Origin of the sequence: Serratia sp. PL17 (genome assembly GCF_017832355.1) — a bacterium.
Classification (GTDB): Bacteria; Pseudomonadota; Gammaproteobacteria; order Enterobacterales; family Enterobacteriaceae; genus Serratia.
The window spans coordinates 366,067-382,542 of the sequence record NZ_JAFIBY010000003.1 but is presented as its reverse complement, the minus strand read 5'-3'; the positions used below and the strand labels follow the sequence as shown (position 1 = coordinate 382,542).

General features: G+C 57.0%; 13 protein-coding genes and 1 riboswitch. Of the genes, 3 read left to right on the top strand and 10 right to left on the bottom strand.

Translation table 11 applies throughout. The features are described 5' to 3' along the window. Window positions 1-227: 227 nt before the first annotated feature. From JOE25_RS13390 to tenA, 6 genes are all read right to left on the bottom strand, one after another. Window positions 228-1,688: an AMP nucleosidase gene (locus JOE25_RS13390; protein ID WP_209635881.1), complete on the bottom strand. Its 1,461-nt coding sequence runs from the start codon at window positions 1,686-1,688 to the stop codon at window positions 228-230. Window positions 1,689-1,899: 211 nt separating this feature from the next. Then, window positions 1,900-4,203 carry a phosphatidylglycerol--membrane-oligosaccharide glycerophosphotransferase gene (gene opgB, locus JOE25_RS13385; protein WP_209635880.1) on the bottom strand — a complete coding sequence of 768 codons (2,304 nt, stop codon included), beginning with the start codon at window positions 4,201-4,203 and terminating at the stop codon, window positions 1,900-1,902. Between the two features lie 249 nt (window positions 4,204-4,452). Further along, window positions 4,453-5,388, bottom strand: coding sequence for an ABC transporter substrate-binding protein (locus tag JOE25_RS13380; RefSeq protein WP_209635878.1), 936 nt, complete (start codon window positions 5,386-5,388; stop codon window positions 4,453-4,455). 16 nt (window positions 5,389-5,404) lie between these two features. After that, window positions 5,405-6,172 (bottom strand): ABC transporter permease, encoded by a 768-nt coding sequence (locus tag JOE25_RS13375; RefSeq protein ID WP_209635876.1) that lies wholly within the window; start codon window positions 6,170-6,172, stop codon window positions 5,405-5,407. Continuing rightward, a complete protein-coding gene (locus JOE25_RS13370; protein WP_209635873.1) occupies window positions 6,169-6,924 on the bottom strand; it encodes an ABC transporter ATP-binding protein in 756 nt (251 codons plus the stop codon). Before JOE25_RS13370 ends, JOE25_RS13375 begins: the two co-directional genes overlap by 4 nt. Continuing rightward, window positions 6,921-7,601, bottom strand: coding sequence for a thiaminase II (gene tenA / locus JOE25_RS13365; RefSeq protein WP_209635870.1), 681 nt, complete (start codon window positions 7,599-7,601; stop codon window positions 6,921-6,923). Before tenA ends, JOE25_RS13370 begins: the two co-directional genes overlap by 4 nt. Window positions 7,602-7,663: 62 nt before the next feature. Further along, window positions 7,664-7,766, bottom strand: a riboswitch (TPP riboswitch). Window positions 7,767-7,946: 180 nt separating this feature from the next. Here tenA and JOE25_RS13360 point away from each other — a divergent pair. From JOE25_RS13360 to gap, 3 genes are all read left to right on the top strand, one after another. Beyond that, window positions 7,947-8,969: an LLM class flavin-dependent oxidoreductase gene (locus JOE25_RS13360; protein ID WP_209635868.1), complete on the top strand. Its 1,023-nt coding sequence runs from the start codon at window positions 7,947-7,949 to the stop codon at window positions 8,967-8,969. A 67-nt stretch (window positions 8,970-9,036) separates the two neighbouring features. Further along, window positions 9,037-10,011, top strand: coding sequence for a helix-turn-helix domain-containing protein (locus tag JOE25_RS13355; protein WP_209635866.1), 975 nt, complete (start codon window positions 9,037-9,039; stop codon window positions 10,009-10,011). Between the two features lie 78 nt (window positions 10,012-10,089). Continuing rightward, entirely contained in the window at window positions 10,090-11,100 is a 1,011-nt protein-coding gene (gene gap, locus JOE25_RS13350) for a type I glyceraldehyde-3-phosphate dehydrogenase (RefSeq protein ID WP_209635864.1), read from the top strand. Window positions 11,101-11,214: 114 nt separating this feature from the next. On the opposite strand, the gene JOE25_RS13345 is transcribed toward gap, so the two are convergent. The 4 genes from JOE25_RS13345 to JOE25_RS13330 all read right to left on the bottom strand — a co-directional run bounded on the left by JOE25_RS13345 (window position 11,215) and on the right by JOE25_RS13330 (window position 16,450). Continuing rightward, a complete protein-coding gene (locus JOE25_RS13345) occupies window positions 11,215-12,003 on the bottom strand; it encodes an inositol monophosphatase (protein WP_209635862.1) in 789 nt (262 codons plus the stop codon). Between the two features lie 24 nt (window positions 12,004-12,027). Continuing rightward, window positions 12,028-13,089 (bottom strand): ABC transporter ATP-binding protein, encoded by a 1,062-nt coding sequence (locus JOE25_RS13340; protein ID WP_209635860.1) that lies wholly within the window; start codon window positions 13,087-13,089, stop codon window positions 12,028-12,030. Further along, entirely contained in the window at window positions 13,086-15,314 is a 2,229-nt protein-coding gene (locus JOE25_RS13335; RefSeq protein ID WP_209635858.1) for an iron ABC transporter permease, read from the bottom strand. Before JOE25_RS13335 ends, JOE25_RS13340 begins: the two co-directional genes overlap by 4 nt. A gap of 107 nt (window positions 15,315-15,421) precedes the next feature. Continuing rightward, entirely contained in the window at window positions 15,422-16,450 is a 1,029-nt protein-coding gene (locus JOE25_RS13330; protein WP_209635856.1) for an ABC transporter substrate-binding protein, read from the bottom strand. Window positions 16,451-16,476: the final 26 nt, after the last annotated feature.

Here is a 16,476-nt window from a genome sequence, read left to right as displayed (position 1 = left end):
GCATGGGTTGCCCGGTGGTTGTCAATGCGGGGGTTGACCTTGGTGCGCATCACCGGCTGCCGGGGCCGCGCCTTAGGCTCCTCCAATTGCCATTCATTGCGGAGGCAGAGAAAGGCAGGATATTTAGGGCAATGCTACCTGCTCTGAGCCTGCAGAAGCCGAAAAAAATGCCGACCAGGCTTAACCGATCGGCATTGCGCAAAAGCGGGCTTTTCATCGCCTGTCAGTTAACGGAACGGCGGCTCGTTAAAGGTCCGCAGTTTACGGGAGTGCAGACGATCGCCTTCGGCACGGAGCAAATCAATGGCGCAAATGCCGATTTGCAGGTGCTCTGAAATTGCCCCTTCATAAAAGCGGTTGGCTTGGCCTGGAAGCTTGATTTCACCGTGCAGCGGTTTGTCCGATACGCACAGCAGCGTGCCGTAGGGCACCCGGAAACGGTAGCCCTGAGCGGCAATGGTGGCGCTTTCCATGTCGACGGCGACCGCGCGGCTGAGGTTAAAGCGCAGCGCCGAAGCAGAATAGCGCAATTCCCAATTGCGATCGTCGGTGGTCACTACGGTGCCGGTACGCAGACGCTGTTTAACTTCTTCACCTGGCATGCCGCTGACCATTTTTGTGGCGTCGTACAGGGCACGTTGCACTTCGGCAATGCTGGGGATAGGGATATCCGGCGGTAACACGGAATCCAGCACATGGTCATCGCGCAGATAAGCATGAGCCAATACGTAGTCACCAATCGACTGACTTTCACGCAGGCCGCCGCAGTGGCCGATCATCAACCAGGCGCTTGGTCGCAGTACCGCCAGGTGGTCGCAGATGGTTTTTGCGTTGGACGGACCGACACCGATGTTGATCAGCGTGATGCCCTGACCGGTACGTGAGATCAGATGGTAGGCCGGCATCTGGTGGTTTTTCCAGGCCAAGTCGGAAACGGCCTGATCTGGCGCGGTCGTTTCCGGCGTGATGTAGATGCCGCCGGCACTGGACAGCGCAATATAAGGGCTGGCCGGGTCGGCGATTTCGGCGCAGGCCCAGCGGACAAACTCGTCCACGTAGCGGGTGTAGTTGGTGAACAGCACGAAGGGCTGAAAATGCTCTACCGGGGTGCCGGTGTAATGGCGTAACCGCGCCAGCGAGAAATCGGCGCGTAAGGCATCAAAATGCGACAGCGGGAAGGTGCTGGTGGCGTGAAACAGGCCGTCGGCGGTTTCATCGCCTATTTGCGCCAACTCGGTTGTCGGGAAATGCTGCGCCAGGCTGGCACTCATCGAACGATCCAACATCAGGTTGGAACCGTCAATCACGTAAGGGAAAGGAATTTCCTGCTGTGAGGGCCGCACTTCAATATGCGCATCGTACTCACCCGCCAGCATCGTCAATTGCTCGGTCAGATAATGGCGAAACAGCTGCGGGCGGGTAATGGTGGTGGTGTAGCAGCCGGAATGGGTGAAGCGGCCGAAGGCGCGGGTTTTGCTCTGGCCAGACTTTTGCCCATCCCAACTGACACGCAGTTCGGGGTAAACAAACAGCCCTGCGGCGCGGGTCTGCGCGTCGGGTAACCCGCCGTGATTGATAAAATCCCCCACTGCCTGGCGCAGTGCTTCAACCGAGGCGTCATACAGCGCTTCCAGTTGTTCGATCGCCTGAGTGGGGGTGAGGCCGGTGCCGGATTGCTGACTGCTCATACTCTCTCCTTGGTTCTCCCGCGATGCGGCGGGAGGCAGGCGGATGCCAATATCAATTCACAGCAACAGGTTAGCTGAATATGGGCGAATAGAATACGGGGAAAAGAAAAAGCAGCGTTCGCATTTACTCCCGGGGGATTTGCTGCAGGGGGCGAATACATTCGCCCCGATTAACGCGGGCGCCGCATGCGGCGCCCTTACAAGGTGATGCTCAGGAGGCGGGGGCGGTTTGTTCTATCTTCAGCGACACCAGGCCAATGCCCAGTTTCTTCGGGGTAAAGCCACCACTGGCACCTTCCTGCGGTTCAGTCGGCGTCGGTGGCGTGATACTGATGTTCTGTGCGCCGCCGGGGTTGTCGAAGCGCAGGGTTACGGTGGTGTCCTGCTCGGTGAGCGTCACAAACTGTTCCTGATCGCCAACGCGCACGGAGATCGGCTCGCCAACGTTTTTACCGTAGGCGCGAGCGCGTAGCACCAGATCGAAGGCGGGCGGCAGAGGGGCGACATAATCGATATTCACCGCCGGTGCCAGATTGGCATCTGACCAGCGGCCCCAGTCTTCAACGCTGGAAACCCCGGTGATGGCCTTCACGTATTCCGGCATGCCCGGCAGCATAAATGCGATGGCATCTGCCTGATATTTAATGGCGGCATCGTCCACATTCAACCGTTCTATGGCGCGTTGATAAGCGGCAACGCTGTCTGCTTCCGGCCCGCTAAAGTTGACCTTGCCGCGGTAGTTCCCCCCTTTGGCCTGTACGATCTGCGGCGGGGCGGCCAGATTGCCTGATGCGACACAGGTTTCGGTGCTCAGTGCCATTTCAGGTGCCCATACCCGGCCAATTTCATAACATTTGTCGACCCAAACGAATTTTTCACCTGCGCCCAAGCCAGCAAGCTGCTTTTTCAGCGGCGTGGACAGATAAACGTTAAACATCGGCTCAATTTTGTTATCTGCCACTTTCAAGATAAATGGCACCTTAAAGGTGATACCGGAGAAGGTAAAACTGTTGCCTTGGTTACCCAGGGTGAAGTTGTCGATGCGGTTTGGGAAGCCCCATTGTTTCACTACCGCCGGTTTCCAGGCGTTGATCTTCTCATCGATATTCATGAAAACAGTAGACAGCGTTGGGCTGGAGAAGCTGCTGCGGCCTAGGCCTATGTAGTTATCGCCGCCCATCACGTCCAATACCGTGGCGCCGTTGTCCAACGTGCTGCGTTTTTCGTTATGCAGCGCGGTCTGTGGGCGAGTGCCGTCAATGATAAAGAACAGGTTACGGCGTTTCTGTTTGGTCAGAACGTCATAGGCGGTGTTATTCATCGCCAGATGATCCGAAGACACCACGATGACGGTGTTTTTGAAATAGTCGGATGCCTTGATTTTATCGATCAGCGCCGCGATATGCTGCTGGCTACAGGCTACCGCGCTTAATGAACGGTTCTCTTTGTTCTGCCAACTGAATGTGTTTTTGCTGCAACTGGCGGAGATAAACCCGTCCGGGTGATGGGTGTCGACGGTCAGTGCAAACAGTGAAAACGTTTTATTCTGCTTAGACAGTTCAACAAATTTGTCGAACACCACATCCAGAACGGTATCGTCGTACCAGCCCCAGTCATTTTTGTAACTGGGATCGCTGACCTGCCCACGCAGTTCTTTGAAGCCGTAGGCATGATCGAAACCGTGCGATTTCAGAAAGGTGTCTTTACCGGCGAAGGCCAGATCGGCGCCCTGATAAAAGTAGTTATCATAACCGGCGGACTTCAGTACATCGCCCAGACAGACGTTTTCCGGGTAAAAGGTAGACACGGCGCTGGAGGCGTTACCGTCGAAAGGGGCAAACAGCGGGATGCCACACTGTGAGGCCACCATGCCGGCAATGGTATAACCGGTGCCTGGCAACTGTTGGGTGTTGCTGAAGTCGATGCTGTTTTCACGATGTTGATTCAGTTCGTCAGCGAGGCCGGGGAAAAGTTGCTGATCGAAGTAGGTTCTTTCCAGGCTCTCCGCATAGATATACACCAGGTTCGGCGCTTTGCCCTGTACGCTTCTTTTGGGGGCTTTGTAATAGGTATCAAAATCGCTGGTGTCCCCGCTGATCTGGCTTCTGACCAGTAGGGAGATATCCTGAAAGGCGGGAGTAGTGCCGACGGAAAACAAGGCCAGCAATACGGCGATCACACTGTATACCACACTGCTGCTTTTCGCTTTGCGTCGCACCAGGCTCCAGGTGAGTACGGCGAAGATCAGCGCCAGTACCGCCAACAGGCCGATAAACGGCAGCAGGTATTTGCCGACGCCGGCACCTTTCAGGCTGCTGGTGAGGGTGTAAATTACCGCGTCGGTGATGCCGTCACCGGTAAAGTAGTTGCTGGCGATCAGGACAACGTTGAGGATCAGATAACTGCCCAGCAGCGTCAGCAGAGTGGCAAGCCACCAGCGGTTGGCAGCGCCCCGGGTCCGGTAGATTAAAATTGAGGCGATAAAAAGTGCAAACGAGATTAATGCTGAAACCATCCACCGTACCCTGTCTGATTAAAAAGAAAAACTTTAGTGCTCTGATCAACGCCGCTGACCGCTGCCGCCGCGAGAAAGAGGAGGGTATAGCGCATTGAAACCGTCAGAGCAATGCGTGTTTGCATCGCTCTGCTGGGTCAGAGTGTGATTGGCGATTTTTGTGACAATAGTGTGACACTAATCACGCCAGCGAAGAGGGAAGGGCATCATAGAGAAGGGCGCAGTTCAAAGGCTGCGCCCGATAACGGCTTAATGCAGTTCCACCGCGTATTGTTCCACGGGGGTGATTTTCTTGATCAACTTGTTGTCGAACAGGAATTGTTCGTAGGCTTGATAGCGCGCTTTATCCAGCTTGGCCGGATCGCGGGCAAACAGCGGCAAGCTGGCTTGCCATGCCTGTTTGTTCAGCGCGGTATTCAGTTCCGGATGGGCCTTGGCGAATGCTAGCCAGCTTTCCTGCGGATGAGCGTGCAGGTAATCGCCGCCTTTTTTCAGTGCCGCGAGGAATTTTTTGATTTTCGGCTCAGTGATGGTGTCGCGATTGGCGACGATGATCAGTTCGTCGTAGGCGGGGACGCCGTAGTCTTCCACGTTAAACACCACCGGATCTTTCCCCTGTAATTTCAATTCCAGCGCTTCAATATTGCGGTACCCGCCGATCACCGCATCGACCTGGCCTGCCAGCAGGGCACTGGTCAGTTGGAAGTTAACGTTAATCAGTTTGGTGTCATTGGGGTTGAGATGCTCATGTTCGAGCATGGTTGCCAGCGTGGCCTGTTCAATGCCGCTGACCGAATAACCGATTTTTTTGCCCTTAAGCCCTGCCGGGGTGGTGATGCGCTTATCCAGCGTAATAACGGTATTGAGCGGCGAATTAATCAGGGTCCCTATGCGCACCAGCGGCAAGCCCTGGTCAGCGAAGAAGTGCAACTGCGGTTGATAGGTGATGGCAAGATCGGCCTGTTTTGCCGCCACCAGACGTGGCGGTAGTGCCGGGTCGGAAGGTGGCACTATCTTGACGTCGAGGCCCTCGGCCTTGAAGGCACCGATCTGATCGGCCACCATTATCGGCGCGTGATCGGGGTTGATATACCAATCGAGCACCAGCGTCAGTTTTTCAGCGGCGGTTGCTTGCCCGGCCAGCGTAGCGCTGAGCAGCAGCCCGCAGAGGGTCTTTTTAATCATGGTTGGTTCCTTATTATCAGTTATTTTCCGGTGCCCAATCGATCAGGCGCAGCAGCAGCGCGTCCACGGTCACCCAGAGCAAGACGGTCATCAGCACCAGAATAAACAGCGCGGCAAAACAGACGTCAGTCTGCATGCGCGCATTAGCGTTAAGCATTACGTACCCCAAACCTTCCGCCGAGCCGACCCATTCGCCGATGATGGCCCCTATCGGGGCGACGGCGGCGGCCATGCGCAGCCCGGAACCGAAGGCCGGCAGCGCCGCCATCAGCCGAACGTGCCGCAGTTGGGCCCAGGGTGAGGCGCGCAGGGTACGTGCCAGATCGAGATAGTCGTTATTGACCCGCCGCAGTCCATCAAAGAAGGCGGAGGTTACAGGGAAGAAAATCACCAGTACCGCCATCACCACTTTGGCGCTCATGCCAAAACCAAACCACAGCACCAACAACGGGGCCAACGCAAACACCGGGATCGCCTGGCTGGTCAGCACCAAGGGCATCAACCAGCGTTGCAGGCGGGGGGAAAAAATCATGCACAGTGCTAACACGGCCCCCAGCAATACCCCTGCCAGCAGGCCGCAGGCGATTTCTGACGCCGTAATCAACGTGTGATAAGCGAGATAAGCCCGGTCATTCCAAAGTGCCTGCGCGACCGCAGAAGGTGAGGGCAACAAAAAGGCGGGAATATCACCCAACGTTATCCCTCCCCACAGCAGTAACAGGCCGGCAAATACCGTCAGGCTGCGGCGCATCCGCGACAGGCGGCTTTCACTCAGCGGCTTCATTCGGCGGCCCTCACCAGTTGTAGCAGTAGCTCGCTTTGGCTTTTCAGCAGTTGAGGGTCGTCCGGTGCCCGTGGCGGCAAGCCTTCAATGACATGGCTGTCGTCAATGCCGGCGGGATAGCGTGACAGGACCAGCAAGCGGTGACTAAGGCGGCAGGCTTCCATCGGATCGTGGGTGATCAGTAACACGGTATGCTGCGCAAGCAGATCGGCGGCAAGCTGCTGGATTTTGGCGCGGGTAATGGTGTCCAGCGCCGAGAAAGGTTCATCCATCAAGACGATCGGTTGGCGTTCATACAGCGTGCGGGCGATGGCTGCACGTTGGCGCATGCCACCGGACAGTGCCGCAGGCAAGGCGCTGCCATAACCGCTCAGGCCCACGCGTTCCAGTAAATGTTCTGCCCATGCGCAGTCGACTTTTTCACCCCGCAGCCGTGCACCGAGGCTAATGTTCTGATCAATGGTCAGCCACGGATAGAGCAGATCCTTTTGCCCCATGTAGGCGATGCGTCCTACGATCGGTAAGCCATCGCTGCCGGTGACCGTGCCGGACGTGGGTTTCGCCAACCCGGCAATGATCTTCAGCAAGCTGGTTTTACCCGCACCGCTGGCGCCGAGCAACGCCACAACATTGCCGCCTGCAATATCGAAATTTAGCCGGTCGAAAATCACCTGCTGACCAAAACGCAGGGTCAAATCCCGGACCTGAATTCCTGGTCTGGTCCCCTCATTCGGGGCCTTGCCGATGCTCATTGGGCATTCAGCCCCATTTGCCAGAAGGCAGATTCCAGCCGGGTGGCGGTGGTGAAAATGGTCGACAGTTCGGCCAGGCGGCTTTCAGCCCCACGTTGGTGGCCCACGTTTTCCAGCAGGTCGAGTGCGGCCTGCACCCCAGATAAATAGGCGGGGTCACCATAGTTACGGATCCATGAGGCATAAGGGTTGCCTTCCATCACGGTGGCGGGATCGTTAAGCAGCCGCAGGCCTATTTCGGCATAGCCGGCGACGCAGGGCATCAGAGCGGCCAGCAGATCGAGTGCATCACCGGCGTGGCCTATATCGAGCACATAGCGGGTGTAGTTAAGGGTTTCCGCGGCCTCTGGTTCGGCGGCAATGTCGGGTTCGCTCAGCCCCCAGTCTGCGCAATAGGCCAGATGCAAAGGCAGTTCGGCGACAATGGCATTGAGTGAGGCGGTGGCTGCACGCATCTCCGGCAGAGTACGCAGTTTGCTGACCAGCAGCGCATAGGCGCGGGCAAAGTGAATCAGGAACAGGTAATCCTGTGTCAAATAGCGACGGAATGCCGGCTCAGGTAGGGTGCCTGCGGCCAGTTGCTGAATAAAAGGGTGTTCGACGTAGTCCTGCCAGTGGCGACCAGCCTGCTGGCGCAGCCGTCCGTAAAGACCATTTTCAAATTGAGGGGTAAACATGGGACCTCCAAAAGTGTGTGGAGATCCGGGCGCGCTGAGGTATGAACAGGCAATGACTGATGGTGTTATTGCCGACCCGTCCCTTCGCTGGCATGACCCAGATCAGGTTCAAAGGGTTCGGCTTGCGCCATCTCAGCCCGTAACAGGACACCCCTCGGAGGAGCTTGTTATACGATATTTACTTTTTGATTACAACGGGCGGGCGGTTGCGTTGGGCAACGATGAGGGCATTTTTCGGCAGCCAAAAACGGTTCGTTTAGTGCGATCCCACACAATTTTTCTGGCCTGAGGAGGGGCATTTTTGTCACTGTAACTCGGTCATAATTGAATCTAAGGGCTACTCCTATGAAGAAAATTGGATTTCTCTCGTTTGGTCACTGGACGCCGTCGTCACAGTCGGGTACCCGGTCTGCTGCGGATGCGTTATTGCAATCCATCGATCTGGCCGTCGCGGCAGAAGAGCTGGGGGCGGACGGGGCTTACTTCCGTGTGCATCACTTTGCCCGCCAGCTCGCTTCGCCGTTCCCGCTGCTGGCTGCCATTGGGGCAAAAACGCAGCGTATTGAGATCGGCACCGGCGTGATCGACATGCGCTATGAAAACCCGCTTTATATGGTCGAAGACGCGGGTGCTGCTGATTTGATCTCCGGTGGACGGTTGCAACTTGGGATCAGCCGCGGCTCACCTGAACAGGTCATTGAAGGCTGGCGTTACTTTGGCTACACGCCTGCAGAAGGCGAGACTGAAGCCGACATGGCGCGTCGCCATACCGACGTGTTCCTCGATGCGCTGCGTGGTGAAGGCTTTGCCGAACCGAATCCGCAGCCGATGTTCCCCAACCCGCCCGGCCTGCTGCGTGTTGAGCCTTTCTCCGCGGGTTTGCGGGATCGGATCTGGTGGGGGGCCAGCTCGAACGCCACGGCAGTCTGGGCGGCGAAACTGGGAATGAACCTGCAAAGCTCAACGTTAAAAAATGACGAGACCGGCGAGCCGTTCCACGTGCAGCAGGCCAAGCAGATCCGCGAGTACCGTGCGGCCTGGAAGGCGGCAGGGCACCAGCGTGAGCCGCGCGTGTCGGTCAGCCGCAGTATTTTTGCGCTGATGAACCAGCAGGATCGCAGCTACTTCGGCAACAGCGGCCAGGATAGCGATCAGGTGGGGTATATCGATCAGCAGACGCGGGCCGTATTCGGCCGCAGTTATGCCGCTGAGCCGGAGTTGTTGATTAAACAATTGGCGCAGGACGAAGCGATAGCCGAAGCGGACACCTTGCTGTTGACCGTGCCGAACCAGTTGGGCGTCGATTATAACGCCCATGTGATTGAATCCATCTTGACCCATGTCGCCCCGGCGTTAGGGTGGCGCTAAACGCCAGAACGCTTCTCAGCGAGAGAAGCGTTGTTGACTTATTTTGTCTTATTTGTATTTTAAGGACATGCATACATTCCTGATTATCGTCCCTGAAGGGGGCATGTTGTTTGAGTCGGCGGGCATCGCCGATATTTTGATGCAAGCCAACCGCTTGAGGCCTGATGACGCGCCGCTCTACCAGATGGCGATAGTCACCACCCAGGCTCACCGGGTGGTGCATGGTTCCTCCGGCTTGAATCTGTTGGCCGATCACCGCCTGGCGGATCTCGAACCTGAGGAGGAACGCGATACCATCATCGTGACCGGCAAAGGGGCGACAGCGGAAGAAAGTGCCTATGTGGTCGATTGGCTGCGTCGCGCAGCCCCTAAAGCGCGACGTGTGGCGTCAGTTTGCGGCGGGGCCATGCTGCTGGCCGAGGCCGGTTTGCTGGATGGGCGCCGGGCAACCACGCATTGGCGACTGCTGGAAACGTTGCAGGCTCGTTTCCCCAAAGTGAAAGTCGAAAATGGGCCGATCTACGTGCAAGATGGCGCTGTCTGGACCTCCGGCGGGGTCAGTTCCGGGTTCGATCTCACCCTGGCATTGGTGGAGGATGATTACGGATTCGTGCAGGCCCGTGAAGTGGCGCAAGATCTGGTGATGTTCCTGCGCCGGCCCGGGGGGCAGGCACAGTTCAGCCGTTATCCCTTGAATCAGGCCAAAACGCCCGGTCCAATTCGTGATCTCCAGTCCTGGATCCTGGAAAACCTGTCCAGCGATCTTGGTGTCGAAAAACTGGCAGAACGGGTCGCCATGAGCCCGCGAAACTTTACCCGCGTGTTCACGCGTGAAACCGGCATTTCACCCGCTAAATTTGTTGAAGAAGGGCGTCTGTATCTGGCTCGGCAACGGTTGGAGCAGAGTGCTGAAGGTATTGAGCAAATTGCCATGAACTGTGGGTTTGGCAATGGCCTCAATCTGCGGCGCGTTTTTGAACGGCATTTGCACCTCACACCGACCGAGTACCGCGAACGTTTTCATTCACGCATCTTGGCGTAAATTGATCTATAAACGTCATTTACGACAATGTCTCTCCGGCTTAAATTTACAGCAAAGCCAATAACGAAGGAGTAGAACATGGTCAAAGTAGGCATTAATGGATTCGGCAGAATCGGCAGGAATGTTTTGCGTGCTGCGTTAGGTCGCAGTGACTTTGAGGTTGTGGCGATCAACGATTTGACCGACAGCAAAACCTTGGCGCATTTGCTGAAATACGACTCGCTGTCGGGTACCTTGGCAGCCAGTGTCGAAGCCGGTGAAAACCAACTGCTGCTCGATGGTCGGCCAATTCATGTTTTCTCCGAAAGAGATCCGGGCGCAATCCCATGGAAAAGCGTGGGCGTTGATGTCGTCATCGAAGCGACGGGGTTCTTTACGGACAAAGCCAAGGCCGAAGTGCACATCACGAAGGGTGGGGCCAAGCGAGTGATTATCTCGGCGCCAGGCAAGGACGACGATATTACCATAGTGATGGGCGTTAATCAGGATCTGTACGATCCGGCCAAGCACCGCGTAGTCAGTAACGGCAGTTGCACCACCAACGGTTTGGCCCCTGCGGCGCAGGTGCTGCATCAGGCCTTCGGGATTGAATACGGCCTGATGAATACCACACACGCTTATACCAATAGCCAGGCATTGCATGACCAACCGGAAAAAGACTTGCGTGGCGCTCGCGCCGCAGCAGAGTCGATTGTGCCTTACTCCAGCGGGGCGGCCAAAGCGCTCGGCAAGGTGATCCCTGAACTCGATGGCCGTCTGACCGGTTATTCGCTGCGGGTGCCGGTGCCGGTGGTGTCTATCGTTGACTTAACGGTGACGTTGAAACGCGACGTGACGGCTGAAGAGATCAACGCCGCGTTCCGTCAGGCTTCGCAGTCGGGCCCTCTCAAAGATATTTTGGGCTACAGCGATGAGCCTTTGGTATCGAGCGATTATAAAGGCGATCCGCGCTCATCGATTATCGATGGGCTGTCAACGTTGGTTATCGGTGGCAATCTGGTCAAGGTTTTGGCTTGGTACGACAATGAATGGGGCTTCTCCAACCGTTTGGTTGATCTGGCGGTGTTGATGGAAAAACGCGGCTTGTAGGCTCTAAAAGTAAGGGCGCTGCATGCTGCGCCCTTGAGCATACTCAACGGGTTAAATCGGGTCGAACATGTTCGACCCGATTTAACCCTTAAACAGATTTGTTAGCAGTATCAACTACAGCTGCGCGATCTGCATTAAATCTTGTTTGGCCCCTGGAGCCACCGCCAGCACCGGCCCACCCCGGAACAAATGTTCCCCTTCGGTATTAAACGGATGCGTCCAGCCGCCGGCTTCGTTGACCAGGCAATATCCCGCCAGACAATCCCAGGCATGCATATAAGGTTCGTAGTAACCCACCAGACGCCCTGCTGCAACCCAAGCCAGCATCATGGCACCCGAACCATTGCGGAAGAAATTGCCACCGGCCGCGGTGATCCCGGCGGCGATCTCACCGACGCGTTCAGGCGTCACATAGCTGTTGGCACCAAAACCGGTGACGTGGTTTTGCATCGTGCGTTTTGGGTCTACGCGCAGCGGTTTGCCATTGAGAGTGGCCCCCGCGCCGCGCGCCGCGATAAAACATTCTTGCTGGCAGGGTGCGACGATCACGCCGATCACCGGTTCGCCGTGGTGAATCACGGCAATAGACACACACCAGTTTGGCATACCGTTAACAAAAGGGCTGGTGCCATCGATGGGATCCACCACCCAGGTGTAACCCGACTCACCGGGCTGCAGGCCAAACTCCTCCCCCAAAAAACCGTCCTGCGGAAACTGGCTGGCGATCTGTTCACGGATCAACAGTTCAACTTCGCGGTCAGCAATGGAGACCACGTCCTGGGCATCGCGTTTGGTTTCAATCACCAGGCTCTCGCGGCGGTTAAAATAGTCCAGCGCTTTACTGCCTGCGGCGCGTGCCGCCTGTTCGGCCAACAGCAGGCGCTGGGAAATGGGCTCATTCATGTTTGATCCTTAACGTTGTGAGGCTCACTGGGCAATCAGTGCCAGCCCCTGAGATTTGAAATCAATGGCCACGCGTGTGGCGGGTGCCAACTGGCGTTCCATCTGAACGTCGACAATAAATAGCGCACCGAGATCGGTCTTCACTTCATATTCAATATGGTCCCCAAGCCAGGTACTGTGGGTTATCTCCCCGCTCAATGCACCATCCTGCTCCGGCTGCAGGGTAATAAACTGCGGGCGCACCGACAGTTGCGCGGTGCCGGGACGTGCTTTGGCACCCGGTACCCGATACTGGCGACTGCCGAGGGTGATCAGTGCCTGACCATCTTCGACGCGCTCAATGTCACAGGGCAGGATATTGGCCTCGCCCATAAAGTCGGCGATAAACACGGAAGCTGGTGAATGATAAAGCTCCTGAGGCGCACCCTGTTGGGCAATATGCCCTTCTTTCATGACGATAATCTTATCGGAGACCGCTAATGCCTCTTCTTGATCGTGGGTGACGTACACCGCAGTGAAACCAAGGCGCTGCTGCAAATCACGAATTTCAGTGCGGACACGGCGGCGCAAACGTTCGTCAAGGTTGGATAATGGCTCGTCGAGCAGCAACACCTGCGGTTCCAATACCAGCGCACGCGCTACGGCAATACGCTGCTGCTGTCCGCCAGAGAGTTCGGCGGGGAGACGTTGGCCCATCTTTTCCAGACCGACCAGTGTGAGCCCTTCGCGTGCCCGGTCCTGCGCTTCTTTACGCGGCAGACCGCTGGCAAGCAGGCCATACATCACGTTGTCCAACGCGTTCATATGTGGGAACAACGCATAGGATTGGAACACCATTGCGACGTCGCGTTCGTTGGCGGGCAGGTGCGTGACGTCCTTGCCGCCGATCAGAATACGGCCAGAGGTTGGATGCTCGAGGCCTGCCAACAGGCGCAGGGTAGTGGTTTTGCCACAGCCAGACGGACCGAGCAGTGTGACCAGCGTGCCAGGTTCGACGGTGAGTGACAGGCCGGGTACGGCGGTGAAATCGGCAAATTGTTTGGTGACGTTTTCAAACACCACCGAGCCGGAACGAATGGCAGTCATACGGCATTCTCCTGATGTAGAGCCGGTGGAGGCGTCACCGGCGGTGTGGCAATACGGATTGCGCGACGCAGGCGGCGTTCGCCGACCAGTAACTGGAAGGTGAGGATCACCGCCAGCATCACAACGATAAGCACCGAGGAGTAGGCGATAGCCACGCCGTATTCCCCATTTTCGACCAACCCAACGATGTAGGACGTGGCCATGTTGTACTGGGCGCTAACCAGGAAGATCACCGCGCTGATGGAGGTAATGGCACGCACGAAGGCATAGACCAGAGCCGCGCTGATCGCCGGTTTCAACAGCGGTAAAATCACTTTGCGCAGGGTGCGGAAACTGCTGGCGCGCAGCGTCAGTGAGGCTTCATCCAGGCTACGATCCAGCTGGCTCATGGCGGCAATGCCACCGCGCACACCCACCGGCATGTTGCGGAACACAAAACAGGCGACCAGAATCAGGGCGGTGCCGGTGATCTCCAGGGGGGGCAGGTTGTAAGCCATAATGTAACTGACGCCGATGACCGTGCCGGGAATGGCAAAGCTGAGCATCAATAAAAACTCAAAGGTTTGGCGACCGGCAAATTTCTGGCGCACGATCAGCCACGCAGTGAGCAGGCCAACGATGGCGGTGAGCGGCGCGGCGATCAGCGCGATTTCCAGCGTCGTCCAGAATGAGTTCCAGGCGACACCGGTCCAGACTATCTGGCCACTGTTCCACTGGAAGCCAAAGGCGCGCGCGTAGTGGCCCAGCGTCAGGCTGCTGTCGAGCCCCCATGACTGGACGAAACCGCCGATCAGGATCATGCCGTAGATGACCAGCGTGAACAGGCCCCAAGGGATCACCAGCGCGTATACGCCGTAACGCAATCCACGCGGCAGCCCGCAATGCATCCCGGAATCCCCTTTACCGGTCACGGTCGCGAAGTTTTTCCCCGTTAACCACAGGCGTTGCAGAATAAAGGCGCTAAGGGTGAAGCACAGTAGGATGATGGCCAGCACCGCGGCACGGCTCGGATCGTTCTGTGCACCCACCACCGAGAAGAAGATCTCGGTCGACAGCACGCCGTGGCTGCCGCCAAGCACCATCGGATTACCAAAATCCGCCATGCTTTCGATAAAGCTAATGAGAAAAGCATTGGCCAGACCGGGTGCCATCAGCGGCAGTGAAACATAGCGGAAGGTGCGCCAGCGGTTCGCACGCAGCGTTTGCGAAGCCTCTTCCAGCGAGGGGCTGACCCCTTCCACCACGCCAATCAGCACCAGGAAGGCTATAGGGGTGAAGGACAGTACCTGGGCAATCCAGATACCGGTCAGCCCGTACAACCAACGGCCGGGCTCAATGCCAAACAGGCTGGCGAGCAGTTCGGTGACGACGCCAGCGCGGCCAAACAGCAGCATCAGCGCCAGGCCAATCACAAAGGGGGGCGTAATGATTGGCAGGACGGTGAGTAAGCGCAGTCCTTTCTTGAATGGCAACGGCGTGCGCGTAGCCGCCAGCGCAAAAGCCAGACCGAGCAGCGTGGAACCGCTGGCCGTCATGAGCGCTAACGTCAGGGTACGCCAGGCGGTTCCGCAGCTGCCACCTTTCAGGCAACTGAGGCTCCAAATCGCCGGGTCTTGCATATTGGCGATCAGGCCATCGGGTTTAAAGGAACCGTCCACGTCCTGCACGGAAGCGACAAACATGCTCAGCACCGGGTAAAGTACAAAGGTGGTTACCAGTGCGACCAGCAGCACAATGGCCGCGACCACAAAAGCATCGCCTTTCAGGACGCCGCGTTCGGCGAGCGCAAAAGAGAACAGCAGTAGAAAGGCGGTGATGAGCAAAATAGCACCTGCGCCAAACGCAGGTTGGCCGTCGCTGAGCGCCCCAAACAGATGTTCGCTCCATTGCCAATTCCAGCCGCTGTAGCCGATGGCATGGCCTTCAAACAGCAGAAAAACGACGCCGACAGCACTGGCACACAGCAGTAATTGTGAGCGCAAGCGGCTCACTGGCAGCACACGCGCCAGTGCGCAAACCAGTAACATCAGCAAGGCAATGGTCAGCCAGGGGCGCTGAAATACCAGAATTTGCCACAGTGCCGGTGCGCTTGCCTGATCCTGCCACAGCGTACTTAGCCAGCCAAAGTCGAAGAACCCGGCTTCCAGGCTGTACCAAGGCAGTAGCAGCAATGCCAATGCGCCCAGCACAAGAGCCCCGTTAAGGCGGCGGTTTTGAGCATTCATCGTAACCTCGAGAGTTCATATTTCCTTCACCCTGCGTTACACGGGCGAGTGTTGCCTCGCCCGGCCTATTGCAGAGCGCATAACATGTGTAAGGAAAAGGACGTGAATTATTGGGCGCTGGCGCCGATCTCTTTATCCCAGCGGCTGAGCAGTGCTTTGCGTTTATCTGTCGCACCGTAGGTTTTGAAGTCGTAATCGATCAGTTTGATGTTCTCAAAACGTGGCGCATATTCGGAAATCGCCGCGTTGCGGTTAGAAGGCAACTGGAAAGATTTGGCATCTTTCATATGTGACTGTGCGTCCGCACTGAGCGCCCAGTCGTACCACACCTTGGCCTCACTGAGGTTACGTGCGCCTTTGACGATAGACATGGAGCCAATTTCAAAACCGGTGCCTTCGCAAGGCGCGACCGCTTTGATCGGGAAACCATCGACCTGCATCGCCACGGCATCATGCATAAAAACGATGCCGATGGTCGTTTCACCGCGCGCGGCTGCTTTCACGGGTGCCGAGCCAGATTTGGTGTACTGCGAGATATTGGCGTTGAGTTTTTTCAGATAATCGAAGGCCGGTTCTTCCCCCATGATTTGCACCAGTGTGGCGAGGGTGTTGTAGGCGGTACCGGACGAGTTCGGGTTGGCCATCTGGATCTCGCCTTTATAGGCCGGATCCAGCAAATCGCTCCAGCAGGCGGGGACCTTGAGCTTTTTATCTGCCAGTAGCTTGGTGTTGTAACCCCAACCCAGCGCCCCGGCGTAGACGCCAACGGTACGGTAACCGGCACTTTCGGCCTGTTTGCGCGCCCAGTCGTGCTGTTGATCAAGCAGTGGGGATTTATAGGGTTGAGTTAAGCCTTCGTCGGCGGCCTGCATGTGCGGATCGCCGGTGCCGGCCCACCACATATCGGTGCGCGGGTTGCGGGCTTCGGTACGAATACGCGCATAGGCTTCGCCAGCGGAAAGGCGCACCATGCTGACTTTGATATCCGGGTGTTGTTTCTCAAAAAGATTGGTCATCTGTTCGCAGACCACCACATCGGCGGAGCAGATCATGTTTAATTTCCCAGCGGCGAAAGCAGGTGAAGCAGAGAGTGCAGAGCCAGCGGCGAGGGCCGCTATCAGAGTAACGCGATGCATGGTGTTCTCCTTGGTTGTGTAGGGTG

Excerpts from the sequence above, each read along its gene's own strand:
- JOE25_RS13370 (WP_209635873.1), bottom strand. The coding sequence starts at position 6,924 with ATGAGCATCGGCAAGGCCCCGAATGAGGGGACCAGACCAGGAATTCAG.
- JOE25_RS13360 (WP_209635868.1), top strand. The coding sequence starts at position 7,947 with ATGAAGAAAATTGGATTTCTCTCGTTTGGTCACTGGACGCCGTCGTCA.
- JOE25_RS13380 (WP_209635878.1), bottom strand. The coding sequence starts at position 5,388 with ATGATTAAAAAGACCCTCTGCGGGCTGCTGCTCAGCGCTACGCTGGCC.
- JOE25_RS13330 (WP_209635856.1), bottom strand. The coding sequence starts at position 16,450 with ATGCATCGCGTTACTCTGATAGCGGCCCTCGCCGCTGGCTCTGCACTC.
- tenA (WP_209635870.1), bottom strand. The coding sequence starts at position 7,601 with ATGTTTACCCCTCAATTTGAAAATGGTCTTTACGGACGGCTGCGCCAG.
- JOE25_RS13335 (WP_209635858.1), bottom strand. The coding sequence starts at position 15,314 with ATGAATGCTCAAAACCGCCGCCTTAACGGGGCTCTTGTGCTGGGCGCA.
- JOE25_RS13375 (WP_209635876.1), bottom strand. The coding sequence starts at position 6,172 with ATGAAGCCGCTGAGTGAAAGCCGCCTGTCGCGGATGCGCCGCAGCCTG.
- gap (WP_209635864.1), top strand. The coding sequence starts at position 10,090 with ATGGTCAAAGTAGGCATTAATGGATTCGGCAGAATCGGCAGGAATGTT.
- opgB (WP_209635880.1), bottom strand. The coding sequence starts at position 4,203 with ATGGTTTCAGCATTAATCTCGTTTGCACTTTTTATCGCCTCAATTTTA.
- JOE25_RS13355 (WP_209635866.1), top strand. The coding sequence starts at position 9,037 with ATGCATACATTCCTGATTATCGTCCCTGAAGGGGGCATGTTGTTTGAG.
- JOE25_RS13345 (WP_209635862.1), bottom strand. The coding sequence starts at position 12,003 with ATGAATGAGCCCATTTCCCAGCGCCTGCTGTTGGCCGAACAGGCGGCA.
- JOE25_RS13340 (WP_209635860.1), bottom strand. The coding sequence starts at position 13,089 with ATGACTGCCATTCGTTCCGGCTCGGTGGTGTTTGAAAACGTCACCAAA.
- JOE25_RS13390 (WP_209635881.1), bottom strand. The coding sequence starts at position 1,688 with ATGAGCAGTCAGCAATCCGGCACCGGCCTCACCCCCACTCAGGCGATC.